Origin of the sequence: Massilia sp. LC238 (genome assembly GCF_000735635.1) — a bacterium.
GTDB lineage: Bacteria > Pseudomonadota > Gammaproteobacteria > Burkholderiales > Burkholderiaceae_D > Telluria > Telluria varians.
In genome coordinates this window covers 17877-44325 of record NZ_JNNN01000047.1, presented here as the reverse complement: position 1 = coordinate 44325, position 26449 = coordinate 17877, and the positions used below count along the sequence as shown (strand labels likewise).

At 58.3% G+C, this 26449-nt stretch carries 23 protein-coding genes; 22 read left to right on the top strand and 1 reads right to left on the bottom strand.

The window, feature by feature from the left end:
* The first annotated feature begins 1 nt into the window (after nt 1).
* From FG94_RS13105 to FG94_RS13005, 22 genes are all read left to right on the top strand, one after another.
* On the top strand, nt 2-1153 hold the full coding sequence (locus FG94_RS13105) for a LegC family aminotransferase (protein ID WP_036212283.1): 1152 nt from the start codon (nt 2-4) through the stop codon (nt 1151-1153).
* Nucleotides 1150-1782, top strand: coding sequence for a hypothetical protein (locus tag FG94_RS13100; RefSeq protein ID WP_036212281.1), 633 nt, complete (start codon nt 1150-1152; stop codon nt 1780-1782). Before FG94_RS13105 ends, FG94_RS13100 begins: the two co-directional genes overlap by 4 nt.
* A complete protein-coding gene (gene neuB, locus FG94_RS13095) occupies nt 1779-2780 on the top strand; it encodes an N-acetylneuraminate synthase (protein WP_036212279.1) in 1002 nt (333 codons plus the stop codon). Before FG94_RS13100 ends, neuB begins: the two co-directional genes overlap by 4 nt.
* Nucleotides 2777-3937 (top strand): UDP-N-acetylglucosamine 2-epimerase, encoded by a 1161-nt coding sequence (neuC, locus tag FG94_RS13090; protein ID WP_036212277.1) that lies wholly within the window; start codon nt 2777-2779, stop codon nt 3935-3937. Before neuB ends, neuC begins: the two co-directional genes overlap by 4 nt.
* 11 nt (nt 3938-3948) lie before the next feature.
* The gene (locus FG94_RS13085; protein ID WP_229445940.1) at nt 3949-5007 is read left to right on the top strand and encodes a nucleotidyltransferase family protein; all 1059 of its coding nucleotides are present in this window, start codon (nt 3949-3951) and stop codon (nt 5005-5007) included.
* On the top strand, nt 5004-5999 hold the full coding sequence (locus FG94_RS13080; protein WP_036212273.1) for a Gfo/Idh/MocA family protein: 996 nt from the start codon (nt 5004-5006) through the stop codon (nt 5997-5999). Before FG94_RS13085 ends, FG94_RS13080 begins: the two co-directional genes overlap by 4 nt.
* Nucleotide 6000: 1 nt before the next feature.
* Nucleotides 6001-6696: a cytidylyltransferase domain-containing protein gene (locus FG94_RS13075; protein WP_036212271.1), complete on the top strand. Its 696-nt coding sequence runs from the start codon at nt 6001-6003 to the stop codon at nt 6694-6696.
* On the top strand, nt 6680-7447 hold the full coding sequence (locus tag FG94_RS13070; RefSeq protein ID WP_200879974.1) for an oxidoreductase: 768 nt from the start codon (nt 6680-6682) through the stop codon (nt 7445-7447). The genes FG94_RS13075 and FG94_RS13070 overlap by 17 nt, the downstream gene beginning before the upstream one ends.
* A gap of 96 nt (nt 7448-7543) precedes the next feature.
* A complete protein-coding gene (locus FG94_RS13065; RefSeq protein WP_036212267.1) occupies nt 7544-8812 on the top strand; it encodes a hypothetical protein in 1269 nt (422 codons plus the stop codon).
* A gap of 15 nt (nt 8813-8827) precedes the next feature.
* Nucleotides 8828-10066 carry a glycosyltransferase family 4 protein gene (locus FG94_RS26040; protein WP_051996626.1) on the top strand — a complete coding sequence of 413 codons (1239 nt, stop codon included), beginning with the start codon at nt 8828-8830 and terminating at the stop codon, nt 10064-10066.
* 39 nt (nt 10067-10105) lie between these two features.
* Nucleotides 10106-11491 (top strand): O-antigen polysaccharide polymerase Wzy, encoded by a 1386-nt coding sequence (gene wzy, locus FG94_RS13055; RefSeq protein ID WP_161783966.1) that lies wholly within the window; start codon nt 10106-10108, stop codon nt 11489-11491.
* A complete protein-coding gene (locus tag FG94_RS13050; protein ID WP_152570966.1) occupies nt 11488-12849 on the top strand; it encodes a hypothetical protein in 1362 nt (453 codons plus the stop codon). The genes wzy and FG94_RS13050 overlap by 4 nt, the downstream gene beginning before the upstream one ends.
* Nucleotides 12850-12913: 64 nt before the next feature.
* A complete protein-coding gene (locus FG94_RS13045; RefSeq protein ID WP_036212261.1) occupies nt 12914-13945 on the top strand; it encodes an acyltransferase in 1032 nt (343 codons plus the stop codon).
* 71 nt (nt 13946-14016) lie between these two features.
* Nucleotides 14017-15168: an N-acetyl sugar amidotransferase gene (locus tag FG94_RS13040; RefSeq protein ID WP_036212259.1), complete on the top strand. Its 1152-nt coding sequence runs from the start codon at nt 14017-14019 to the stop codon at nt 15166-15168.
* Nucleotides 15165-15794 (top strand): imidazole glycerol phosphate synthase subunit HisH, encoded by a 630-nt coding sequence (gene hisH, locus FG94_RS13035; RefSeq protein WP_036212257.1) that lies wholly within the window; start codon nt 15165-15167, stop codon nt 15792-15794. Before FG94_RS13040 ends, hisH begins: the two co-directional genes overlap by 4 nt.
* A complete protein-coding gene (locus tag FG94_RS13030) occupies nt 15781-16563 on the top strand; it encodes an AglZ/HisF2 family acetamidino modification protein (RefSeq protein WP_036212255.1) in 783 nt (260 codons plus the stop codon). Before hisH ends, FG94_RS13030 begins: the two co-directional genes overlap by 14 nt.
* 27 nt (nt 16564-16590) lie before the next feature.
* Nucleotides 16591-17634, top strand: coding sequence for a polysaccharide biosynthesis protein (locus FG94_RS13025; RefSeq protein ID WP_036212253.1), 1044 nt, complete (start codon nt 16591-16593; stop codon nt 17632-17634).
* A gap of 2 nt (nt 17635-17636) precedes the next feature.
* A complete protein-coding gene (locus tag FG94_RS13020; RefSeq protein ID WP_036212252.1) occupies nt 17637-18764 on the top strand; it encodes a capsular polysaccharide biosynthesis protein CapF in 1128 nt (375 codons plus the stop codon).
* A gap of 62 nt (nt 18765-18826) precedes the next feature.
* The gene (gene wecB / locus FG94_RS13015; RefSeq protein ID WP_036212250.1) at nt 18827-19957 is read left to right on the top strand and encodes a non-hydrolyzing UDP-N-acetylglucosamine 2-epimerase; all 1131 of its coding nucleotides are present in this window, start codon (nt 18827-18829) and stop codon (nt 19955-19957) included.
* Nucleotides 19958-19974: 17 nt separating this feature from the next.
* On the top strand, nt 19975-21267 hold the full coding sequence (locus FG94_RS13010; protein ID WP_081925968.1) for a glycosyltransferase family 4 protein: 1293 nt from the start codon (nt 19975-19977) through the stop codon (nt 21265-21267).
* On the top strand, nt 21164-21730 hold the full coding sequence (locus FG94_RS26630) for a WbuC family cupin fold metalloprotein (RefSeq protein ID WP_081925967.1): 567 nt from the start codon (nt 21164-21166) through the stop codon (nt 21728-21730). The genes FG94_RS13010 and FG94_RS26630 overlap by 104 nt, the downstream gene beginning before the upstream one ends.
* Nucleotides 21731-21903: 173 nt before the next feature.
* Nucleotides 21904-24753, top strand: a complete 2850-nt coding sequence (locus FG94_RS13005) for a YjbH domain-containing protein (RefSeq protein WP_229445938.1) — start codon at nt 21904-21906, stop codon at nt 24751-24753.
* Nucleotides 24754-24911: 158 nt separating this feature from the next.
* Here the strand turns inward: FG94_RS13005 and FG94_RS13000 are convergent, their stop codons facing one another.
* Entirely contained in the window at nt 24912-26336 is a 1425-nt protein-coding gene (locus tag FG94_RS13000) for an IS1182 family transposase (RefSeq protein ID WP_036212246.1), read from the bottom strand.
* Between the last annotated feature and the right edge of the window lie 113 nt (nt 26337-26449).

Sequence of the window (26449 nt, the reverse complement as noted above, 5' to 3'; positions counted from 1 at the left end):
CATGTTCGAATCCCTCATCAGCTTCGTTCGCGAACAGTACGGCACCAACGAGTTCATCCCGCTGCATGCGCCCCTGTTCCAAGGGCGCGAGCGCGAATACGTTGCCGATACGATCGAGTCGACCTTCGTCTCGAGCGTCGGTGCGTATGTCGACCGCTTCGAGCGCGACATGGCCGCTTATACCGGCAGCCCGCGTGCCGTCGCGGTGGTCAACGGTACAGCGGCCCTCCACGTGGCGCTCAAGCTCGCCGGCGTCCAGCCGGGCGAGCTCGTGATTACGCAGCCGCTGACCTTTGTCGCGACCTGCAACGCGATCGCCTATTGCGGCGCCGAACCGGTGTTCATCGACGTCGACCGCGATACCCTGGGCCTGTCTGCCGTCGCGCTCGCGCAATGGCTGGACGAGCACGCCCGCCTGGACACCGACGGCCAGTGCCGTACGAAAGCCGATGGCAAGCTGGTACGTGCCTGCGTGCCGATGCATACCTTCGGCCACCCGGCCGACATCGACGGCCTGGTCTCCGTATGTGCGCAATGGAACCTCGCGCTGGTCGAGGACGCCGCCGAATCGCTCGGCAGCCTGTACAAGGGCCGCCACACCGGCACCTTCGGCCTGCTCGGCACGCTCAGCTTCAACGGCAACAAGGTGATCACCACCGGCGGTGGCGGCATGGTCCTGGCCGGAGAGGCCCTCGGCGCCCGCGCCAAGCACCTGACGACCACGGCCAAGATTCCGCACCCTTACGAATACGTGCACGACGAGGTGGGCTACAACTACCGCCTGCCCAACCTCAATGCGGCGCTCGGTTGCGCTCAGCTCGAGATGCTCGACAGCTTCGTGCAGGCCAAGCGCGAGCTGGCGGAGCGCTATGCGGAACATTTCCGCGGCAGCGAGCTCAGCTTCCTGACCGAGCCGGAAGAATGCCGTTCGAACTACTGGCTCAATGCGGTGATCTGCCAGGATGGCAGCCAGCGTGACGCGCTGTTGAAAGCAACCAACGAAAGCGGCGTCATGACGCGCCCGATCTGGGCCTTGATGAACCGCCTGGCCTTCCATGCGAACGCGCGCGCCGGCGCACTCCCAAACGCCCACTGGCTGGAAGAGCGGGTCGTCAACATCCCGAGCAGCGTGATTCCAGGACTGTGCCGATGAAGCGTATCGGCATTTTCGGCACATCGGGCTTTGCGCGCGAAGTGGCGGACATCGCATGGGAACTGTCATATCGGCCGCTGTTCGTCGCGCGCGACGCGGCCGAGCTGGCGCATTGGGACGGGTCCGACGACGTGATCGTCGAGGAAGAGGCCGGGAAGTACGGGGACATTCCTTTCGCGGTCGGGATCGGAAACCAGGGTGTCCGGCAGCGGCTGGTCGGCCGCTATCCGGCACTGGAATTTGCCAACCTGATCCATCCGGCGGCCAGTTTCGGCCGCGGGCAACGGGAGGCCGTGAAGGGCCGCCGCGGCGTGATCGTCGCCGCCGGCGTACGGCTCAGCAATCGCATCCAGGTCGGCGACTTTACCGTGTTCGACCGGAACGCGACCGTCGGCCATGACTGTATTGTCGACGAGTTCGCTCACATCGCGCCGGCAGCTTGCGTTTCCGGCAATGTACATCTCGAAACCGCTTGCTGGATCGGGGCGGGCGCGGTCATCAACCAGGGAAACGCACAGTCCAAATTAATCATCGGAAACAACTCGGTGATCGGATCGGGCGCTGTGGTGATTGGTCCGTGCGAAGCGCATGGCGTATATGCAGGTGTTCCTGCAAGGAGAATCAAATGAAGACACTGATCATTGCCGAAGCTGGAGTCAACCACAACGGCGACATGGAAATGGCGAAGCAATTGGTGGCGAGCGCCGCGGCAGCGGGCGCCGATCTCGTCAAGTTCCAGAGTTTTGTGGCCGGCAAGATTATTTCTGCCGACGCACCGAAGGCCGAGTACCAGAAGCACACGACGGGCAATGACGAAAGCCAGTATGAGATGGTGCGCAAGCTGGAACTCTCGCGCCGGGACCACGAGATCCTGATCGAGGAGTGCAAGCGCCACAACATCGGTTTCTTCTCGACGGCATTCGACGTCGACAGCTTCGACATGCTGGTCGAACTCGGTCTCGACCAGGTCAAGATCCCGTCCGGCGAGCTGACCAACCTGCCCCTGCTGCGCCACATGACGCGCCTCGGCCTGCCGGTCATCGTCTCGACCGGGATGGCAAGCCTCGGCGATATCGAGGCGGCGCTCGAGGCCATTATCCAGGGTGGTACGCCGCGCGAGCTGGTCACCGTCCTGCATTGCACCACCGAATACCCCGCCCCGATGGACGAGGTCAACCTGCGCGCGATGGTCGCCCTGCAGCAGGCCTTCGGTGTCAACGTCGGCTACTCCGACCACACGCGCGGTATCGAGATCCCGATCGCTGCGGTGGCCCTGGGCGCGACCGTGATCGAAAAGCACTTTACGCTCGACCGCACGCTGCCGGGGCCGGACCACCAGGCCAGCCTGGAGCCGCATGAACTGAAGGCGATGGTCGACGGTATCCGCAACGTCGAGCGTGCGCTCGGAGACGGCATCAAGCGCCCCAGCGCGTCGGAACTGAAGAACCGTGCGATCGCACGCAAGTCCCTGGTGGCCAGCCGTCCGATCCGTGCTGGCGAGACCTTCAGTGCCGACAACCTGACGGCGAAGCGGCCGGGTACCGGCATTTCACCGATGCGCTGGGACGACGTGGTGGGCCGCTCGGCGCGCCGCGATTTCGAACGCGACGAGCTGATCGAACTATGAGCCGCAAGGTCTGTGTCGTCACCGGCACGCGCGCCGAATTCGGCCTGATGCGCCTGCTCATGCAGCAGATTGCGGACGCGCCCGACCTGGACCTGCAGGTGCTTGCCACAGGCATGCACCTGTCGCCGGAGTTCGGCCTTACCTACCGTGAAATCGAACAGGCCGGCTTCGCGATCGACGCCAGGGTCGAGATGCTGCTCAGCGCCGATTCTTCGAGCGCCGTCACGAAAAGCATGGGCCTGGGGCTGATCGGCTTCGCTGACGCCTATGCGCGCCTGCGTCCCGACCTCATCGTCGTACTGGGAGACCGGTTCGAGATTTTTGCCGCCGCGGCCGCTGCGCTGATTGCCGGCATCCCGATTGCCCACTTGCACGGTGGTGAAACGACGGAGGGAGCCTTTGACGAAGCGATCCGTCATTCCGTGACCAAGATGTCCCACTTGCATTTCGTGGCGGCCGAGGAGTACCGGCGCCGCGTGATCCAGCTCGGCGAACAGCCGGAACGCGTGTTCCTGGTGGGAGGCCTGGGGATCGACGTCATCAAGCAGATCGAACCGATGGGACGCGCCGAACTCGAAGCCTCGCTCGACTTCACATTCGGGCCACGCAATTTGCTGGTTACGTTCCACCCTGTCACCCTTGAAGGGCAGAGTTCTAGCCAGCAAATGGCGGAGCTGCTGATGGCACTCGACACACAGGCCGATACACACATCATCTTCACGATGCCCAACGCAGATACCGGCGGGCGCGAGCTGATCGAGCTGGTCGAGGCATATGTGGCGACGCGTCCGCATACGCGTGCCTATACCTCCCTGGGACAGTTGCGCTATCTCTCGTGCATGCGTGTGGTCGACGCCGTCGTCGGCAATTCGTCCAGCGGTCTGGCCGAAGCGCCGAGCCTGGGATTGGCGACGGTCAATATCGGAGATCGGCAAAAAGGGCGTCTGAGCGCGACCAGCGTGATCGACTGTGCTCCCGATCGCGAGGCCATCATCGCGGCGCTGCAGAGTGCGCTTGCACCTGAGTTCCAGGCCAAATTGCCCTACGTGGATAACCCCTACGGTAACGGTGGAGCCAGCAACAAGATCGTCGATATTCTCCGCACCTATCCGCTGGAGGGAATCTTGAAGAAGTCTTTTTATAATCTCGTCGTCTAGTTGAGACAGTTATGCCACAACGTATGAAAAAATGGGAAACAGTTTTAGTTGGTCCGTCGACGCCATTGGAAGAAGCCGTACGCGTGCTCGACAAGGGCGGGCTGCGCATCGCCATTGTCGTTGACGAGAACCGGCGCCTGCTTGGCACGCTGACCGACGGCGATGTTCGCCGCGCACTGTTGCGTCACTTGCCGATGGATATTCAAGTCAGCATTGTCATGTGCCAGGAGCCGCAGGTCGCACACCTGGACTGGACGCGCGAACATGTGCTGGCCATCATGGAAACCACCCAATTGCTGCAGCTTCCGGTGGTTGACGAGAACAACGTGGTGGTCGGTCTGGAAACCCTGCATGACCTGCTCCAGCATCGCCCACTCGACAACCCGGTTTTCCTGATGGCTGGAGGCTTCGGCACGCGCTTGTACCCCCTTACCCAGGACTGCCCGAAGCCCTTGTTGAAAGTGGGTGACAAGGCCATCCTCGAACTGATCCTGGAAAGCTTTATCGAAGCCGGATTCCACCGGTTTTACGTGTCGACACACTATCTGCCAGAGATGATCCAGAAGCACTTCGGCGATGGCCGGCGCTGGGGTGTCAGCATCCAGTATGTGCACGAAAGCGAGCCGCTGGGCACAGGCGGGGCGCTAGGCTTGCTGCCGCACGACGAGATCGATCTTCCGCTCCTGATGATGAACGGCGACCTGCTCACGCGCGTGAATTATCGAGGGCTGCTGGAGTTCCATAAGGAGCACAAAAGTGCGGCCACGATGTGTGTTCGTGAATACGAGCAAAAGGTACCTTACGGTGTCATCACCAGCGATGGGCACCGCGTGACGGGCATGGTCGAAAAGCCGGTCCAGCGTTTCTTCATCAATGCAGGTATCTATATCGTGTCGCCGGAACTCGTGCGCAGCGTCGCGCCAGGCACCCGTATCGACATGCCGACCCTGCTGGAAAAGGCAATGGCCGAAGGCCAGGAAGTGACGATGTTCCCAATGCACGAATATTGGCTCGACATTGGCCGTATGGAAGATTTTCATCGTGCACAGGCTGAGGTAGACAAGCTGTGACGAAGTACCTGGTTATCGGCAGCGGCAGTATCGCGCGCCGTCACATCGCGAACTTGCGCAGCTTGTTTCCGACAGCTGAAGTCGCCTGCGTCTCGGCTTCGGGCCGTACCGTCGGTGCGCACGAAACCCAAGCGACCTGCCTGTTACCGGGGGTCAAGGAAGCAATCGAGTGGAAGCCGCGCTTTGCTGTCGTCGCTTCGCCGGCGCCCTTCCATCTCGAGCATGCGCTCGCCTTCCTGCGCGAAGGAGTGCCCGTGCTTATCGAGAAGCCGCTGGCTGACTCCGTTGCCCAGTTGGCCAGGCACGACGCGGAGCTGTCTGCCTATTCCGGCGCCATCGAGGTCTCTTACAACCTGCGATACCTGTCATCCGCCACGCGGATGAAAGAACTGGTATCGGCAGGAATCGCTGGGGCAATCCGGTCGATCTCCATCGACCTGGGCCAATACCTGCCAGACTGGCGGCCGCAGGACGACTATCGCAAGAACGTGTCGGCTAAGCGCAGCTTGGGAGGCGGCGTGTTGCTCGAACTGAGCCATGAACTGGACTACTTGACCTGGCTCTTTGGCAAGTTCGACCGGGTCTATGGCCTGGTGTCCAATTCAGGTGCGCTCGACATCGACGTGGAAGACCGCGCCGACATCCTGTTCTCGCGAACGGACGGGCTGGTCGCGCATGTACACCTCGACTTCTTGCAACGCAAAGCAACCCGCCGCTGCAAGGTGGTCGGCGACCAGGGAAACCTGGTGTGGGATTTGATTGCAAATACCATCCATCTCGAAACAAGGGCCGGCATCGAACTGCTGTTTGACGGCACTGGCTACGACCGAAACCAGATGTACCTGGACCAGTTGCTGCATTTTTCGGCTGTTGCAAGCAAAGATGCCAACCCGAATGTGGGACTGGACAGTGCAGCGTATACATTGAAAATGATTGCGGCCATACGTGCTTCGGCAGAGCAGCACGCGCCAATATCCTTGCAGGGGATGTGAGATGAGTGTATTCGCGTTTACTTTTGCCCGTGGCGGCTCCAAAGGCCTGCCCGGCAAGAACATCAAGGAACTGGGCGGTATTCCTCTCATAGCGCACTCGCTGCTGCTGGCACGCCGCATGCCTGGGATCGATGGCGTATTCGTCTCAACCGATTGCGACGAGATTGCAAGGGTAGCGCGCGAGCAGGGCGCCGAAGTGATCATGCGACCGGCCGAACTGGCGACTGACAATGCCCCCGAGTGGCTCGCCTGGCAGCACGCGATCCGCCATGTGCAGGATTCCGGACGCAGCTTCGACGTGTTCCTCAGCTTGCCGAGCACCAGCCCCTTGCGATCGGAAGTTGACGTCGACGCGTGCATTGGAAGCCTGGATGCCGACACCGATGTCGTCATCACGGTAACACCAGCGTCGCGCAATCCATATTTCAACATGGTAGTGCGCGACGCCGAAGGCGGGTCGCGCATCGTGCTCGGCGAAGGCAATACGGCCAGGCGCCAGGAAGCGCCTGAAGTGTTCGACATTACCACCGTTGCCTACGTCGCGCGCCCATGGTTCATACTCAATCACAAGAAACTATTTGACGGCCGCGTGAAGTCCGTCGTCGTACCGAAAGAGCGTGCCGTCGACATCGACGACGCTGTTGACTTCCAATTAGCTGAAATCCTGTACCAAAATGCCAATGATTCCGCTCGATAACAAGACCTTCCTGGTCGCCGGTGCTGCCGGCCTGATCGGCCGTACAATTGTGACGACACTGCTTGAAGCAGGCGCAAAGGTGTGTGCGCTCGATATCAATCTCGACACCTTGCGCACCCTTGAAATCAATCCCGATCATGCCGATCGATTGATGATGCACGAGCTCGACATCACCAGGCGCGAAAAAGTGCAGGAAGCGTTCGCCGCGGTGAATGCACGTTTCGGCGAGATTCATGGCGCCGTCAATGCAGCTTATCCGAGGAACAAGAACTACGGACGGCATTTCTATGATGTCGAGTTCAGTGATTTCCACGAGAACGCCGGTCTGCACCTCGGCGCCTACTTCATCTTCATGCAGCAGTGCGCTCTATACAGCGAAACGCGCCAGCAGCGCTTCTCCCTAGTGAACCTGTCCTCGATCTATGGTGTCATCGCACCGAAGTTCGAGATTTACGAAGGCACCACGATGACCATGCCGGTCGAGTATGCGGCAATCAAATCCGGCCTGCAGCTGATGACGAGCTACGCGAGTGCGTATACGGGCGAATATTTCCGTGCCAATTGCGTCAGCCCGGGTGGAATCATCGCTGGGCAAAATCCGGCGTTCATCGAAAAGTACCGGGAGAATTGCCTCTCCAAGGGCGTGCTCGATGCACAGGACGTGGTGGGGACCATCGCCTTCCTGCTGTCCGATCATTCGCGTTACGTGGTCGGACAGAACATCGTTGTCGATGACGGGTTCACTCTCTAACTTGCATGCGCGCGGTCTTCTCCGGCGACTACTAACAACCGAGCACTAACCGAAATGCAAGGAAAACTATCGCTTACGTCAGGCGCGAGCATTGTCGTGTTGAACCGGTTGGCAGTCATGGGAGCAGGGTTCGGAATATCGATCATCGCACCTGCATTCCTGTCGGCAGTCGAGCAGGGCTACTTCTTTACTTTCCTGAGCCTGGCAGCCCTGCAGGGACTGTTTGAACTGGGCATCAGTGCGCTGATCATCCAGCACTTTGCCCATATCAAAGGTGGAATCGCTCCGGGCACCGCAGCTGCGGACGACAGCTTCAGTGCGCGCGTGACCGCAGTCCGGAAGTTTTCGGAGGCTTATTTTCGTAAAGCGTCGTACTGGTTCATCGGCCTAGTAGGTACAGGCGGCGCGGCTTTCTTCATTTATTCGCAAGGAACCGCCAACCTCGACCTCTGGCTCCTGCCCTGGAGTGTGCTCGTCCTGGCAACCAGCCTTACCATGCTCAACATCACCAGATTCTCGATGCTCGAGGGTTTTGGCATGGTACGTGAGGCCTATCTCATCAGGACGCATGCGACACTCATCCTATTCGGCGTGTTCGTTGCCGTACTGCTTACGATTGGCGGTCTGTATGCCTACCCGGTCGCGCTGCTCCTGTCGCAGCTGTATGCGCGGCAGGCGACCGCCAGGCAGCTAGGCAGCCTTGTAGCCATCAACAAGGATGCCGTGTCGGAAGGCGCCTTGAATTTCGCTGAAGTGAAGAAAACCCAGCGCCGGTTTGCCGTGTCGGCGATTGCCGGTTATTTCACCGCGAACTCGATCACGCCCTATTCGTTCCATGTGTTCGGTCCCGAGATCGCCGGACAGGTGGGTTTGACGACGTCGATGTTCTTCGCCGCAGCATCGTTGGCAATGGCGTTTTCAACCGCAACCGCGCCGCTCTATGGACAGTGGATTGCGCAGAACAGATACCGCGAGGTGCTCACTGCATGGAGACGCAATGTCCAGTATTCGATATTGTCTGCACTTGCAATGGTCGGCGGGCTATTGATTGCCGTGATGTTGGTCACTAAATTCTGGCCCGTCTATGCACTGAAGTTCCTCGGCGTAGAAGCATTCATTGCCCTCGCTCTTCTGGTTCTGGCCAATACTACGCTCACAACCGTATCAACAGTACTGCGTTCATTCAAGGTAGAAGACCTGATGTGGCCATCATTGCTGGCAGCGGTCATTTCGCTCGCGCTTCAGGGATTGGCGCGCGCTACGCCCGAACAATATTTCTTCGGTATGGCTTTATACAACGGAGCGTTTTTCCTGCCGTTCGCCTTTGTGCTCATGCGCAACAGGTTGAGCGTTCATCAGCGCTGAGTGAAACGCAGCTAAATGACAAGAATTTCTAAAGTATCGCTCCTGTCGATCAGCGACTGCACCGAAAAGAACGGTGTTGTCACGTTCATCGATACCTTTCGCCGGCGGAAAACGGATTTTCTGCAGAATGGCCTGGATATCACGGCATATTGCTACCGTGACGCTCCGGACATTGCTCAATCCGGAGCCGCGGCGGCGACCGGACTCCCGCCGGAAGTCACGCCGCCTGCTGCGGTTTCAGCTGGCGCCCGGCCGCTGCACGGATCCGTGAAAATTAGGCTGAAGGCGTGGTTGAACTCCCGTCCAATCACCGCGTTCGCCTTGTTCGGCCTTTCGGTGGCCTCGCGGGGGGCAGTGGTTTACCTGCGAGCGCGCCTGCGCGGTCGCCCGGACATCTTTTTTCACCAAGACTTTTTCACTGCCTTCTTTGCGGCCTTATTCGGCAGCCGAAAAGCAAAGCACGCGCTTGTCCTGCACTCCGGAACGGACCCCTTGCGTCATTTGTTCATCTGGTTTCCGGCCCTCAAAAACACCACGTACGAAACATGGATCCGCCGAGCATTCCGCTATGCGGTGGAGCGCCAGGACATGCTGATAGCCTTGAACCAGGGTCTGGTCGGGCAGCTGAAAGAGCAGTATCAATCGAAGCCCGTACATTGTGTATATAACACTGCGCTCGAACTGGGTGGGACGGGCAGTTTTGCCAAATTGCGGCACAGCCTTAACTTGGTCGCGGTTGGATCCTTACAGTACGTCAAAGGTTTCGACCTTCTTATCGAGGCGATTGCTGCACTGCCCGAAGCAGACAAGCAGAGAGTGCGCGTGGTGGTGGTCGGTGACGGGCCGGATCGCCCTGCGCTGACCGAAGCAATTGCACGCCACGGTTTGACGGGCAGGGTGATGCTCGTCGGAAATACCGACAATGTAGGCTACTACTTGAAGGGCGCCGACGCCTTCATCCTGACCAGCCGCGACGAAGGACTTCCAATCGCCTTGATCGAGGCATTGCAGATCGGGTTGCCAGTCATCTCCACCCGTGTCGGGACCATACCTGAAATCATGGGCGAGGATGAATGCGCTTTTATCGGCGGCAGCATCGTAGACATTCAAGAAAAAATTTCGCAGATCCTGGACGGAAAGATTGATCTCGCGGCCATGTCGGGTGCGAGTTTCGAAATATATCGAAAGAAGTTGTCGCCCGAAATATTTGTGAATAAATATTCTCGCATTCTCAGAGAGCTTCAAGCTGCGTAATATATGCGAAGCCTATATATCGCTTATTCAAGCTTCTCCTTGCTCCTCTGGTTGCTATTGCTCGGAATAACTTATTTCGATCATGAATTCCTCGGCATGGGACCTGTCATACTGCTTCCGATTTTTGTCGGAGCAGCGCTCTTCATGACGATGGCAGGAAAAACGCCGCCGTTCGAACTGGTGCCGTATTTCATCTTCAGTGTCCTGGTATTCTTCTGCATCAATATCATTTTCTGGCCGCTTGCATCGTTTTCTCCGCTGGAATTCTACAGTCTGGTGGTCGAAGATCTATCGGTTGAAGTAGTCGCGCGATCCTCGACATTGCTGGGCTTGTCCCTGTCGATCACGCTCCTCACGCATGCCTTGGCAGGCGGCAACCGTGGTTCGGCGGCCTCCGTGCTTCCAGCATACGCGCCTCAGCTGGCAAAGCTCGGGTACCGTATGGTGCTGTTTGCATTCCCGTTCGTGTTCTATCGGCTCTATAGGGAGTTTTCCCATATTGCTAGCGCCGGGTATCTGGCCGTGTATGCCGAAGGACTCAATGCAGCCGACCTCAACACGGCATGGGTCGCGCCATTCAATTACATGTTCTACACAGGATTCGGGCTCATCTGCGCATTCGAAACGACGCGGCGGCGCTTCCTGACCGCCATGATCTTTTTCCTGATCGCGGCCCTGCTCGATGGCGTGAAAGGCGCACGGGGCGCGGTGATCGTTCCAATCCTTTTCTGCTGGTGGTTCTACTCGGCACGGTTCAACATAAAAATCAAGCTGGGTCGGCTAGGCATGTACATGATGGGAGCGGTAGCGCTGTTCCTGATCCTGACGGTGACACGCGAGAAAGAAGCAACCGAGTCCACGGCCGGGCAGTTCGTGGTCGACGCAGTCGCTTCGCAGGGACGCTCCCTTCAGCTCACCTCGATCTACCTCCAGGAACAGGAAGCGATATCGGAATACGGGAACATGATGGTTTTTTCGAATCTGATGTTGCCCCTGAATGTGATTCTTCACCCTGAATTACGTGAAACGCCTCAGTCCATCGAGCAGGTCATGTACTCGAATAACCTCAAGCATATATTCACTTATGTCCTCAATGAAGAGTATTACCTGGCGGGCGGGGGTACCGGCGGCGTCTACCTGATCGAATTGATCGAGGCCGGGCCGGTGCTGTTCATTCTGCTTTCTGTCCTGCTCGGCTGGTTTTTCGCGGCCTGGCCAAGGTGGATGCATAACCCGTTCGCGCGATTTGTATCGTTGCAGATATTTTCGACCGTGTTCTACATGCCGCGTGCGGAGTATTTTCCGAATCTCATCATTTTCGGCAAGTCCTGTGTCGTATTCGCTATTATTGTGTTTCTCGTCCGTATTTACCACAAGTATGGCGCAGTGATTGCAGGTCCGACGACGCCACCAGTCCGGGCTTGAAAAATCACGCCGGACGCTGCAATGCAGGTTCTATTAATAAAGTTAAATTCGTAATACACATGGATATTGCAGCGAAACGAAGTATTGTTGATTACGTCGCAGCAACGAAAAATGAGATATTGGTCGACGAGAGGCTCTTTTCCCTGCTTGGCACAAGTCCCGAAGTTCTCGGCTATCTTCCCCGCATTCCCAAATGGATCGGCTGGGGCCGTCGCTTTCCCCGCTTGACACGGACAATGTCGCACTTGATCAGGTTCGCGTGGCTTTGTGGAGGGGCTGTCTTTCTTTTTTCGTTGAACTTCGTCGCTGCATGGGCACGCGCACCCAGGGCGCCACGTCCACGGCGGAACATGTCTGCCGACAGCAAGAGCTACATCCTGGCCTTGTCGGACCGTGTCGAAGATATCATGGGCCGATCGCCGTTTGCGGAGGATCCGCTTTTCGCCGATGCCACCTGGGTTTGCGTGCCCTGGGTGCCGATGCAAAGCAGGCCGCAACGAAATCATGTCGATGCGTCATCACTGCTAACCCGTGGCGACCTGTTCCAGGCGTTCATCAAATCGGTCACCGCGGTGTATGTGCTGTGGCGTCACAAGCACACTTCACGCTGGGTGCTGCAAAGCTACACCGCGTTCCGTTGGTTTGTCGTCCGTAGTGCACTTGAAAAACTCGACGGTGCCATGATTACGTGCGAACATTACGATCGCTGGGCAATTCTGGTCGACAGTACAGTCGGCGCGCGCACTCGTCGTCATGGTGGCAGCGGCAGCGGCGTCGAGATGATCCTGGTCCAGCACGGGTACATGGGGGGGCTGGGAAAGGATCACGAGGAATCGCTCCAGCTGCCGATCCACCGCCGCTTGCGGGCCGTGAGCCGGATGTATCTTTATGACGCGGCGGCGAAGAAATTTTTCATGGATGCCGTCGTCAGCAGGGGACGCACGAGACGAGGCATCGCGACGACGTTTTTCCGCCCGCAGATTGAACTTACCGCGATGCCGGCAGATAAGTTGGTAAAGATATTATTTGTAGGCCATCCGTTATGCGAAGAGCTCCATCTATCCATTATTAACAAGCTGGTGCACCATGCAAGGTTTGCAGCGTATTACAAGCCACACCCCAAAGCCGCCATGTCTGGCAAAGCCACAGCGCAAGAATGGACAGTGATTAACGATCCTGCATGCTTCCCGGCAGTTGATTTTCTGGTCTCTTACCCATCGACACTTGTCACAGAATATGAGGCAACGGGTATTCCAGCGCAGATCCATCCACTCGATCTGGATCCTGCCAATAGTGATGGGCTAGTTCGTCAGATCCTGGACGGCATTGCCATGCATCAGAGACGCTTATCCGGCTGAACAAAGCAGGCTGCCATGGGTAAGCTGGGGCGGGATGGTTTTACCGATAATTAAGGTTAAATAAATGATACAGTCGTTGCAAGCCGGGCGAGGGATCGCCGCGGTGATGGTCCTGTTTTATCATATGCAGGGAATGTTTGCAGACTCGCGATATTGGGGGGCGCGACCTGTCGGCGGATTTTTCGACTTCGGCTTTGCCGGTGTCCACTTCTTCTTCGTTCTCAGCGGGTTCATTATCGCACTAAGCCATTGGGACGACATCGGGACGCCGGCGGCGTTGCGCGGATTCGCCTGGAAACGCTTTTCGCGGGTCTACCCCTTCTACTGGGCAGTTACTGGCGTTATACTACTGGCTTACACCCTCCTGCCGACTCTCGACAGTGCGACCGGGAGGACTTCGGCACCAGTCGTCGCTGGTTCCTTCACGTTGCTTCCGTTTGCCGGCGTTGATGGCGTTCTTGCAGTATCGTGGACTCTATTTCACGAGGTGGCATTTTACTGCGTCTTCGCTGTCCTTATCCTGAACCGTGGAATTGGTATCCTGGCATTCGGTCTTTGGCTGTTGTTGATAGGTTTTTCTCCCGCTCTGCCGGAAAGCTGGAGCTACCTTGCGAGTCCCCTTAACCTGCTGTTCTTCCTCGGTATTGCATGCTTTTGGCTTTACAAGAATAAGCCGGTCTTCAAGCCGGGCCTGGTTGCGTTGGCCGGCGTTGCGCTGTTCGCCGTGTTTGGTTCCCTCAGCATACCGCAAGGGGTGAATGAGAACTGGTTCTTTGTATTAGGCTTCGGTATGAGTGCCGCAATCGGCATCCTGGGCTTTGCGGCACTCGAGATTGGCGGAGCGTTGAAAGTACCGAAAGTCCTGATTATTCTGGGGTCGGCGTCTTATTCGATCTACCTGATTCACTACCCGCTGATCGCGTTGATGGGAAAGCTGTTGATCAAGCTTGGATTGCGGGAATATCCGGGTATTTCCTGGTTGATTGTTGGCGCGACCGCCATTGCGTTCGGCATCCTGGCGCATTACGTGATCGAGCGGCCCTTGACGAATATCTTGCGCCGGCGTCTCACCAGGCCGGCCGTTGCGTGTGCCTGAGGCTGGGTAAGTTTCCCGGCTTTTGGGAATGAATTGATTATTATAAATTAATTGGATAAAGATTAGGTATCATGCAGGACACCACTCAAGCTGCCCCGAATATTTGCGCTCATTGTATTATGGATTCCAGCGATCCTAACATCACGTTCGACGAGCGTGGCTGGTGCGACTATTGTAATAATTTCGAACAGCACATCAAGCCGAATTGGCACACCGACGGACGCGGTCAGGCAGAATTGGCAGCGCTGGCGGAAAAGATCAAGGCGGACGGCAAGAACAAGGATTTCGACTGCATCATCGGGCTGTCTGGCGGGCTGGACAGCTCGTACGCGGCGTATGTGGCAAAAGAAAAGATGGGACTGCGCCCGCTGCTGTTTCACGTTGATGCCGGCTGGAATACCGACCAGGCGGTGGGTAATATCGAGAAACTGGTCGATGGCCTTGGACTCGACCTGTATACGGAAGTCGTCAACTGGGAAGAAATGAAAGACCTGCAGGTCGCGTTCCTGAAGTCGCAGATTCCCGACCAGGACTTGCCCCAAGACGCGGCATTTTTCTCCTCGTTATACAAGTTCGCGCGCCAGCATAAAATCAAATATGTGATTACTGGCTCGAATTTTTCGACTGAATGCTGCCGTGAGCCGGAAGAGTGGGGCGGCTACCTCGGCATCGACAAGACGCTGTTTGGCGACATCCACAAGCGTTTCGGAACCCGCGCGCTGAAGACGTTCCCCTTGCTCGACATCCTGGTCTACAAGGGGATCTACCAGTATGTGCTCGGCATGGAAGTTGCCAAGCCACTGAATATGGTGCCGTTCATCAAGAAGGACGCAGAGGATGAACTGGAGCGCCGTTTCGGCTGGAAGCGCTTCCAGCACAAGCATCATGAGTCGCGTTTCACCCGTTTCTACGAAGACTACTGGCTGCCGCGTAAATTCGGTTTCCACAAGCGCCGTGCGCACTTTTCGAGCCTGATCATGACTGGCCAGATGACGCGCGAACAGGCACTCGAGCGTATCTCGCGTCCCGAAATGGACGAGCATTTCCTGGCGCAGGAATTCGATTTCGTAGCGCACAAGCTCGGCCTGACGGTTCCGGAACTCCGTGCGATTTTCGAAGGTGAAAACAAGACCTATCGCGACTACAAGAACAAACGCTGGCTGATCGGCGCCGGCACGGATATCCTGCGCCGCCTCGGATTTGAAAAAAGGTTTTTCCGATGATCCACATTGTCGATTACGGCCTGGGTAACGTCCAGGCGTTTGCCAACATGTACAAGCGTCTCGGCTTCGAGGCCGTGCGCGCCACTTCCGCGGCGGACCTCGACAGTGCGACCCGTATTATCCTGCCGGGCGTAGGAGCCTTCGACCATGCAATGGAAGAGCTGGAAGCGTCCGGAATGCGCGCCCCGCTCGAATACCTGGTCAAGGAACGCAAAGTGCCGGTGCTCGGCATCTGCGTCGGCATGCAGATCCTGGCCTCGACGAGCGAGGAGGGAAGCCGCGCTGGCCTGGGCTGGATTCCCGGACGCGTGCGGTCCTTCCGGTCCGCAGTCGAGTCGGCCCAGCTCCCGATGCCGCACATGGGCTGGAATGACGTCGTGCCTTCCGCGGACGCGTCACTGTTCAAGGGTCTGGAGGCCGATTCGCGCTTCTATTTCCTGCACTCGTTTTTCTTCGACTGCGACAGTCCGGGGCATGCGCTCGCGCGCGCATCCTATGGACTCGATTTCAGCTGCGCCGTCGCGGCCGATAACGTCTATGGTGTCCAGTTCCATCCTGAGAAAAGCCATCACTACGGAGCGACGCTCCTGAAAAATTTTGCGGAGCTGCCTTATGCTGAGGCCTAGGATCATTCCGTGTCTGCTTGTACACGAAAAAGGATTGGTAAAAACGGTTTCGTTCAAGAATCCCAAGTACGTTGGCGATCCGATCAATGCAGTCAAGATCTTCAATGAAAAGGAATCCGACGAGCTTGTCGTGCTCGATATTGATGCTTCTGTCAACGGTGCCGAGCCCGACTACAAGATGATTTCGGATCTGGCGGTCGAGTGCCGGATGCCACTTTGCTACGGTGGCGGCATTCGAACTGTTGCACAGGCAAAACACATCATCACGCTTGGTGTGGAAAAGATTGCGATAAGCTCTGCCGCCGTGGAAAATCCTGAGCTGATTTCGCGCATCGCCGCGGAAATCGGTCGCCAGAGCGTCGTCGTCGTGCTCGATGTCAAAAAGCGCATGTTCAGCAAGGACTACGACGTCTACATTCACAACGGCCGCAAGAACACCAAACGCAATGCCCTGGAGATGGCCCAGCAGATGGAAGCACTGGGAGCAGGCGAGATCGTCATCAATTCGATCGACAACGATGGCCAGATGAAAGGGTACGACATTGCATTCGCACAGAAGGTGCGTGCGGCTGTCGGCATCCCGATCACGATCCTGGGCGGCGCAGGTTCGTTGCAAGACATTGAAGCGCTGGTCGGCGCCTGCGGCGTCATTGGTGCGTCCGCCGGTAGCCTCTTCGTTTTCAAGGGTGTCTACAAGGCAGTCCTGATCAATTATCCAAACGTGGCTCAGCGCGATGAACTGATTTCGCGGGCGCTCGGAAAAGCTTAACGCAGTTATTGAGAAACAAGGAAAGTTATGTTTGAAGACAAAGTGCTTCTGATTACTGGCGGCACCGGTTCGTTCGGCAATGCGGTTTTGAAACGATTTCTGGATACCGGTATCGCTGAGATCCGGATCTTCAGTCGTGACGAAAAGAAGCAGGATGATATGCGCAAACGCTACAATCATCCAAAATTGAAATTCTATATTGGCGATGTGCGTGATGCGCGCAGTGTCGCGGGTGCGATGCGCGGAGTGGATTTCGTCTTCCATGCGGCCGCACTCAAGCAGGTTCCTTCTTGCGAATTCCACCCGATGCAGGCGGTTCGGACCAACGTCATGGGGACCGAGAATGTGTTGGATGCCGCCGTTGCAGCCGGCGTCAAGCGGGTGATTTGCCTCAGCACCGACAAGGCCGTCTATCCAATCAATGCGATGGGTATCAGCAAGGCGATGATGGAAAAGGTCATGGTCGCTGCCAGCCGCAACCTGGAGGGTACTGGCACCGTGATTTGCGGAACGCGTTATGGCAACGTGATGGCTTCGCGTGGTTCCGTTATTCCGCTTTTCGTGGATCAGGTTTTTACCGGCAAGCCAATCACGATCACCGATCCGACGATGACGCGCTTCATGATGACGCTCTCCGACGCGGTCGACCTCGTCCTGTATGCGTTTGAACATGGTAATAACGGCGACATCTTCGTCCAGAAAGCACCGGCCGCGACGGTGGAGGTTCTGACACGCGCAATCCTCGACCTGATGGGCAAGCCGGATCACCGCGTGAATGTCATCGGCACCCGACACGGTGAAAAGCTGTACGAGGCGCTGATGGGGCGCGAGGAGATGGCTTGTGCAGAAGATATGGGCGATTATTTCCGTATCCCGCCGGATGGCCGCGACCTGAACTACTCCAAGTTCGTCGACCAGGGCGAAGCACGCCTGACCGAAACCACGCACGGTGAGGATTACAACTCGCACAACACGACCCGGCTCGAGGTAGAGGGAATGAAGCAGCTGTTGCTCAAGCTTGACTTCATGCGCCGGATTGCAGCTGGCGAACGCGCAGTCGCAGAGGAATAAGCATGCGGGTCCTGATCACAGGCGCCGGCGGTTTCGTCGGCAAGAACCTGCAACTGCACCTGGCTGAGCGGCGCGATGTGGAAGTCGTCCCTTATACGCGTGCGGACGACCTGGCAAGCTTGCCGTCGCTGGTGGCGGGGGTCGACTTTGTTTTCCATCTTGCAGGCGTCAATCGTCCGCAGGACCCGGCAGAATTCATTGCGGGCAATGTCGACCTGACTGAGGCGCTGTGCGCGGCAGTAGGGGCGGCGGCGCAGGCCACCGGAAAAAAAATCCCGGTCGTTTACACCTCGTCGATTCAGGCGGAGCGGGACAACGACTACGGATCGAGCAAGCGTGGCGCGGAGAATGCCCTGTTTGAATTGTCGCGGCAACACGGCATCCCGGTCCATGTTTTCCGCCTTCCTAACGTTTTCGGCAAGTGGTGCAAACCCAATTACAACTCCGCTGTCGCTACCTTTTGCCACAACGTCGCGCGTGGCCTGCCGATCCAGGTGAACGATCCCTCGGCACCGGTCACGCTGGTGTACGTCGACGATGTCATCGAGCGCTTCGTGCAACTGATGGACGGAGCCGATGCCGCGCTTGACGCATCCGGCTTTGCGACCATATCGCCGCAATACACCACGACCGTCGGCGAACTCGCTGAAAAGATCGCGGCGTTCAAAGGGAGTCGCGAGACCCTGATGACTGATCGGGTCGGTACCGGATTGCTGCGGGCGCTGTATTCCACCTACCTCAGCTACCTGCCGGTAGAGCTGTTCACCTACCCGGTTCCAAAGCATGGCGATCCGCGCGGGGTGTTTGTCGAAATGTTGAAGACGCCGGATTCCGGCCAGTTTTCGTATTTCACGGCGCACCCCGGAATTACTCGCGGCGGCCACTACCACCATACAAAGACCGAAAAATTCCTGGTGATCAAAGGGACAGCGCGCTTCAAATTCCGTCACATGCTGACCGGCGAAACGCACGAATTGACGACCACTGGCGGCGAGCCCGAGATAGTCGAAACCGTCCCTGGCTGGACGCATGATATTACCAATATCGGCAGCGATGAAATGGTCGTCATGCTCTGGGCGAACGAAGTTTTTGACCGGTCGCGGCCAGACACTTTCGCCTGCCCGCTCTGATAACCGGCGCCAGCGCCTCTCGCGACATGCCACTGCGTGGCTCCGCTGACTTCTACCGTTATATGAAAAAACTAAAAGTGCTTACTGTGGTCGGTACCCGGCCAGAAATCATTCGTCTTTCTCGTGTACTGGCCCGACTCGATGAGCACTGCGAGCACGTGCTGGTGCATACAGGTCAGAACTATGACTACGAACTGAACCAGATCTTCTTCGACGATCTCGGGATTCGCAAGCCTGACCATTTCCTCAATGCCGCCGGCGGCAATGCGGCTGAGACCATCGGCAAGATCATTATTGCAGTTGATGCCGTTCTCGAGAACGTGCAGCCAGAGGCAGTGCTGATCCTCGGTGACACCAACAGTTGCCTCGCCGCGATTCCGGCGAAACGCCGCAAGGTTCCCATTTTCCATATGGAGGCCGGCAACCGCTGCTTCGACCAGCGCGTGCCGGAAGAAACCAACCGCCGGATCGTCGATCACACCGCCGACATCAACCTGACTTACAGCACGATCGCGCGCGAATATCTTTTGCGTGAGGGATTGCCGCCAGACCGCGTGATCAAGACCGGTAGCCCCATGTACGAAGTGCTGCATCACTACAAGGCGGGCATCGACGCCTCCGACGTCGTCGAACGGCTCGGGCTCGATGCCGGCAAGTTCTTTGTCGTGAGCGCGCATCGGGAAGAGAACATCGACTCGCCGGTCAATTTCGCCAAGATGGTCGGCACCTTGAATGCGATTGCCGAAACCTACGGCCTGCCGGTGATCGTATCGACACACCCGCGCACCCAGAAGAAGGTAGACGCGAATGGCGCGACTTTCCACCCGCTGGTGCGCCTAATGAAGCCGCTCGGCTTCAAGGATTACGTCAAGCTGCAGGTATCGGCGCGTGCGGTGCTGTCCGACAGCGGCACCATCAACGAGGAGTCGTCGATCCTGAATTTCCCGGCGCTGAACCTGCGCGAAGCGCATGAGCGGCCCGAGGGAATGGAAGAGGCGGCCGTGATGATGACCGGCATGGACCTGGAGCGTGTCCTGCAAGGCTTGGCGATTCTGGAAAACCAGCTGAGCGGTTCGGACCGCAGCCTGCGACTCGTAGCCGACTACAGCACGCCGAACGTCGCCGACAAGGTCGTGCGTATCATCCACAGCTATACCGACTATGTGAATCGCGTCGTATGGAAAAAACAATAACAACCACGGATAAGCCGATGCGTATTGCCCTGGTAGCGGATGTTTTTCCGCCGCTGCGCTCTTCCGGCGCAGTCCAGTTACGTGACCTGTCGCGTGAATTCGTGCGACAGGGTCACGATGTGACGGTCATGGTTGCATCGCCCGAACTTCGGGAAGACTGGCGCATCGACCTCTGGAATGGCGTGCGCATCGTTCGGCTTCGTACACCCAAGACGAAAGACGTGGGCTATGTACGGCGCACGATCGGCGAGTTGCTCATGCCGTTCGCGATGTTGCGCAACCTGAAGAAGACGCCACTGGCCACCGAACAGTGGGACGGCGTGGTGTGGTACTCACCAACGATCTTCCTGGGGCCCGTGGCGAGCGTACTGAAGCGCAGAAGCCGTTGCCCAAGCTACCTGATCATCCGCGACATCTTCCCGGAGTGGGCGGTCGACATGGGGCTGATGGGACGCGGATTGCCATACCGGTTCTTCAAAGCGATCGCCAATTATCAATATTCGGTCGCGGATGTCATCGGCGTGCAGACACCTGGTAACCTGGCCTATTTCAACAAGGCAGAAAGAAAGGGACCTGAGCTGGAAGTGCTGCACAACTGGCTGGCGGATGCTCCTGACGCGGGTTGCAGCATCGCGGTCCACAAAACGGCACTGCGTGGCCGCAAGGTTTTCGTGTATGCAGGCAACATGGGCATCGCCCAGGGCATGGATGTACTGCTCGACCTGGCCGAACGCCTCAAGTCGAGGACCGACATCGGATTCCTGTTCGTCGGCCGCGGCAGTGATGCTCGCCGCCTCCGGGACGATGCACGGGCTCGCAGCCTCGACAATGTCGTGTTTTTCGACGAGATCGACCCGGACGAGATTCCAGGCCTTTACGCACAATGCCATGTCGGGCTGGTGGCGCTCGATCCGCGGCATAAGACTCATAACATTCCGGGCAAATTCCTTTCGTATATGCAGGCAGCACTTCCTGTTCTTGCCAGCATCAACCAGGGCAACGACCTGGTCGATCTCATCGGGGAGCAACGCGTCGGCGCAGTCGCTACGGATCACTCGGCTGATTCACTGGCGCTGCTCGCCCAGCAGTTGCTCGACCAGATGGACAAGGACCCCGCGATGAGGAATCGCTGCAGGAGCCTGGCTACCGCGATGTTTTCTTCGGAGGCCGCTGTCCACAAGATCTGCACTGCACTGGAAACCCAACATGAACGTCACCATGTTCTCGCCCGAGCTGTTCGATACGATGGAGCAGCAAGCACGTCAATCGATGCGGAAGAGACAGCACCTGAATATTCACGGAAGTTTTGAAGACCCGTGCCAGCGCTTTTTCAATGCGATCGGAAGAGACAGTTATATCCGGCCTCATCGACATTCGCTGGACCCGAAAACCGAGGACCTATTCGCAGTTCGCGGCGCGTTTGCGCTCGTGATTTTCGATGAGCAGGGATCGGTCATCGCAGTAGAGCGTTTCGGTACTGAAAAGCATGGAGGCGCGCATGGAATGGCAGTTGGCGTCGAACTCGCGCCTGGAGCATGGCATACGGTTGTTGCTCTGACAGACAACGCCGTCTTGCTCGAAATGAAGGCTGGGCCATTTGTTCCCACGGCGGCAAAAGAGCTGGCCACATGGGCGCCTGACGAGGGAAGCGCCGAGGCGCCGGCTTATCTGCAATCCCTGCGTTATCAGATCGCTACCTGGACCATACCGCAAGAAGAGGTAGCGAGTGCAGGTACAATGACCCAGGGTAACGAATTGAGTACTTGTTCTTGAATGATGACGTCCGCCGGCACGGTTCCTTGCCCGCGGATTCCCAGACGTTACCAAAAACGGCAGAAGCCGCATCCGGTCCATGATCGTGGCGCGGCAAGAAGCCATATTAATGACCCTACAGGCCTCCGCGCCTGTTCAATCCGGCCCCGCACGAGGGCCACAGGCAGCCTCGATTGTTCACCGATCTACGTACCCATCTACGATATCCCTATTGCGGCATTCTGGCCCTTACCGTCGCCAACGCTTTTGGCGCCAACCCGACTGTGCAAGGGCAGTCGGGTTACGTCAACATGCCCAATGCCGTGGTCGAAAGCGACGCGACCCTTACTACCGGCTACAGTTACGATAGTCCCTATGGCAGCTTGTGGGCAACGGTGACGCCGCTGCCGTTCCTGCAGATGACAGGCCGCTACGTGTCGATTACCGGGACACCCGGGTTCTCCAGGGTCGCAGGCGAATATGGCAGCGAGTACGGTCGCTACAAGGACAAGGTAGTTGACGCAAAACTCCGGGTGATCAGGGAATCGACCTGGATGCCGGCTATCGCAGTAGGAGCGACCGATCTGCTTGGCACTGAATTATTCCGCGGCCATTATGTGGTGGCCTCGAAGACCTTTGGTGCCGCAAGAAACATTGAAGCCAGCTTGGGATTCGGCCGTAATCGGCCTTCTGGTGCATTCGCAGGTGTCCGGTGGGCTCCGCTATCGGTGCCGGGCTTTGCGCTCGTCGCCGAGTACGATGCCAATGACTATCCCAAGGATTTTCGTGCGGCTGAGACCGATGCCGGGCAGCGGCGAAAGGGACCTGTCGTCGCTGCAGAGTATCGTTGGGGCTGGCTCGGGGCGCAGATCGCCCGCCACCGTGACCACTTCAGTGCCAACGCATACATTACTTTTCCGTTCTCGGAACGCGAGTTCATACCGAAACTGTACGAGCCGGCTTACTTCCAGCCGAAGGCTGCGCCTGCCCGGGTAAGCATCGAAGAATGGCAGCAGAACAGCAGTCACGGTGCCAAACTCGTGCAGGCCCTCGTGAAGCAGAATTTCCAGCACATCCGTGTTGAAATCAATGGGACGACGCTGCGCCTGACGCTGACCAATAACCGCATTTCCGAGCTGGGGCGTGCGATAGGACGCGCCAGCCGAACGGCGCTGGCATTCGCGCCAACCGGGACCAAGTCGATTCACATCACCTACACCAGGCTGGAACAGCCCCTGGCAACCTACGAATTTTTCGATCTCCAGCGCCTGTCGGACTACCTGACTGGGCTGACCGATCGCGAGACTTTCCTGCCAACCGTGCTGACGCGCTATTCGAACCCGAGCGACAAGGTCGGTGATGATCAGCGAGGAATGCTCGCCGCCATGCGCGACGAGGGGGAAGCGCTCGGGGTGCGTGTCGGCCATGAAGGCAACTTTGTACAGGTCAGTTCGGAAGACCGCGAGGCGAACCGCTTCAAGCTCCAGCCCAAGGTCTCGTTCTTCTTCAACGACCCAAGCGGTGCGCTGCGCTACGAGACCGCGGTCACATCGAACTATGACAAACGGCTGGGCGAAGGCCTGTATTTCAACAGCGCTCTCAAGCTGAACCTGTTCGAGAACGTGTCCGGCGTGACGCAGCCGTCGAACAGCGTGCTGCCGCACGTGCGTACCGATATCGCCGAATACAAGCGCGGCGGCCGCTTCAAGCTGAACCGCGCACTGCTGAACAAGTACATGACCCTGGACGAGCACTGGTATGCGCGGGCCTCGGTCGGCCTGTACGAAGAGATGTTCCGTGGCGCCGGCGGACAGGTGCTGTACCTGCCGAAGGACCGCCGCTGGGCCGCCGACCTGACCGTCGACGCACTCCAGCAGCGCGACGTCAAGGGCTGGTTCGGCGCGCGTGACTACAAGACCGTGACCGCGCTGGGCGCCCTGCATTACCAGCTGCCCTATGGCGTGACCGTGACCGGCCGGGCCGGCCGTTTCCTGGCGAAGGACGACGGCGTACGCCTGGAATTCAAGCGCCGTTTCCGCTCGGGCGTGGAAGTCGGCGCCTGGTACACGAAGACCAATGGCAAGGACATCACCAGCCCCGGCACGCCGGCGGATCCGTATAGCGACAAGGGCATCTTCCTGTCGATACCCTTGAATATCATGCTGCCATCCGATACCCAGGCGGTCGCCGGTTTCGCGCTCTCGCCGTGGACGCGCGACGTCGGCCAGATGGTGGGAAGCCCCGGCGACCTGTACGAGCTGTTCGAAGATCCACGTCGCGACATGAACGCCTATGATGGCCTGGGCAACTTCGCGGAACGCAAGGACGAGCAGCACCTCGATGCCATCGCACAGCCGGTGCGTGGCTTGCCGGACGCATGGCCGCGCTTCCGCTGGCGCGTCCAGCAGTCGGTATCGACCACGCCGACCCTGCCGCAATGGGCGCAAGGGACCCTGCTGGCCGGTGGCGCCATCGCGGCCGGTGCCTTGCTCGACAAGCCCGTGGACCGCTTCATGCGCCCGCGCCAGGAGACGCGGGTCGTCGATGCATGGGGTAATGTTGGCAAAGCCACGCCGGTCTTGCTGGCCGGCGCCGCCGGCGCCACGGTCGCTTTCGGCGACAGCCGCATGCAGAACATCGGCATCATCTCGCTGCAATCAATCGCCGGTGCCGCCGGCGTGTCGATGGCAACCAAGCGCATCGTCGGCCGCGCGCGCCCTGACGAAGAGCTGGGTACCTTCAGCCGTAGCGGCAAGCGCTCGGACGCTTCCTTCCCCTCCAACCATGCGGCAGTCGCCTTTGCGGCCGTCACGCCTTTCGCGCAGGAGTACGATGCGCCATGGCTGTACGGCCTTGCGGCAGTCGGTTCGATGGGGCGCGTTGCCGACCGCAAGCATTGGGTGTCCGATGTCGTTGCCGGTGGGGTGGTAGGCTATGCGATCGGCAGTTGGCTGTGGCAGGCCCAGCGGGATGATTCGAAGTCGAGCTTTGCTATCGCACCGGGACCGAAGCAGATTGCCCTCACGTGGAGTGGCACGTATTGATGAAGGTGGCGCCATTGGCGCCGCCCGGTTTCTCCAGGCATAGGACGAAAAAAATGGCCGCTGATGAACAGGCTGTGTAAATAGTCTGCTACGGTAAGCCAGCCAAAAAGATGCCCCGCGAGAGCGGGGCATCTGTTTTTCGAGGGTTACAAAGCCTCTCAGGCTTGCACTGCGCTTAGCGCCCAGCCGGCGCCCTTCCAGTTGGTCACTCGCTTCAGGTTATAGGCAAGGACCGCTAAACTCAGCTCTCCTGCTGCCCCCTTCAAACCTCGCATCAGCAGACGCGAGTTCCGCAGAATCTCATGCTTAATGGTCGCAAATGGATGCTCGGCAGTCCGGCGCCGCAGCTTCATCATCTCCGGATGCGCCGCGACGCGACGTGCATTGGCGTCAACTGCATCGGTGTTGTCGAGGCGTCTAACGAATCTCTGCCTGGCGCCGGTACATTGCGGCTTGAGCGTACAGGCGCCGCAGGTCTCTGCGGGGGCTGTGTAGACCACGCATTTGTCTTTGCGCATGACTTGCTTGCGCGTCAGTAGTTCATTGGCTGGACAGACGTAGCAGTCGTGTTCGCGGTCGTAGGTGAAGGCCGTGAGCCGGTAGTATTCACCCTTGCCATGGTTGTTGTCCTTCTCGAGCGTGGCCACGTAGGCAGTCTGGCCAGCGTCTGCAAGCGATTGCAAGTGCTGGGAATTGGCATAGCCTGCATCTGCCACTACGGTTGGAGCAGCCTCCAGTGCCTGTGCAGCGCCCTGTGCCATAGGAGCGAGTTGACCGATATCGGACGTATCGTTGCACACCGCGTGATGCACGATCAGGTGGCTGTGCGCATCCACAGCCGTCTGCAGGTTGTAGCCTGGAGCGCTATCAAGGGCTTTCATTGCCCGCGCTTCCGGCTCGCCCTGAATCGACAATGTGGATCGGCTGTTTTCCAAGCGCTCAATCTCGTCATTAAATTCGCCTTGCCGCTGCTGCAGGCGCATCAAGGCTGACTGCACGGCGCAGGGGTTTGCGTCCTCACCATTCTCGCTCTGATCGGTGCTGTCCAGGCGCGAGAGATACTGGCTGATCTCTTCCGTGATGGTTTCGCGCGTACGCTGCAGATCGATCTTGTTGCGCAAGGCTTTTTTTGACGCCACTGCACGAATCTTGGTGCCGTCAATCGCCACCAGTTCACCTCGAATAAGTCTCTCCTGCCGCGCAAACTGGACGAAGGCTGCCGAAACAGCGACCAAGGCTGCGCTGTTTTGACGTCGGAACTCCGCAATCGTCTTGTGATCCGGTGCCAGCCGGCCGAGAAGCCACATCACTTCGACGTTACGATGACATTCTCTCTCTAATGCGCGGGACGAACGTACGCCGTTGAGATAACCACACACGTACAGCTTGAGCAGGTCAGCAGGATCATATGGTGGACGGCTCATACGCTGTGCATGGGTTTTCGAGAATCCCAGCTTCTCCAGATCCAGGCTCCCGATCCAGGCGTCCACCACTCGCACCAGTGCGTCGGGCCCCACCAGTTCATCCAGCATCACGGGGAACAACGCTGCCTGCGTCCTGCTTTCACCTCTTCGATGTGCCATCTGCGCTCCCGGAAAGAACAAAGCCTCCCAGGTTTGACCTTGGGAGGCTTTGTTGGTTTACCGGCACCGCAGACTATTTACACAGTCTGTGATGAAGCGGCCATTCTCTTTAC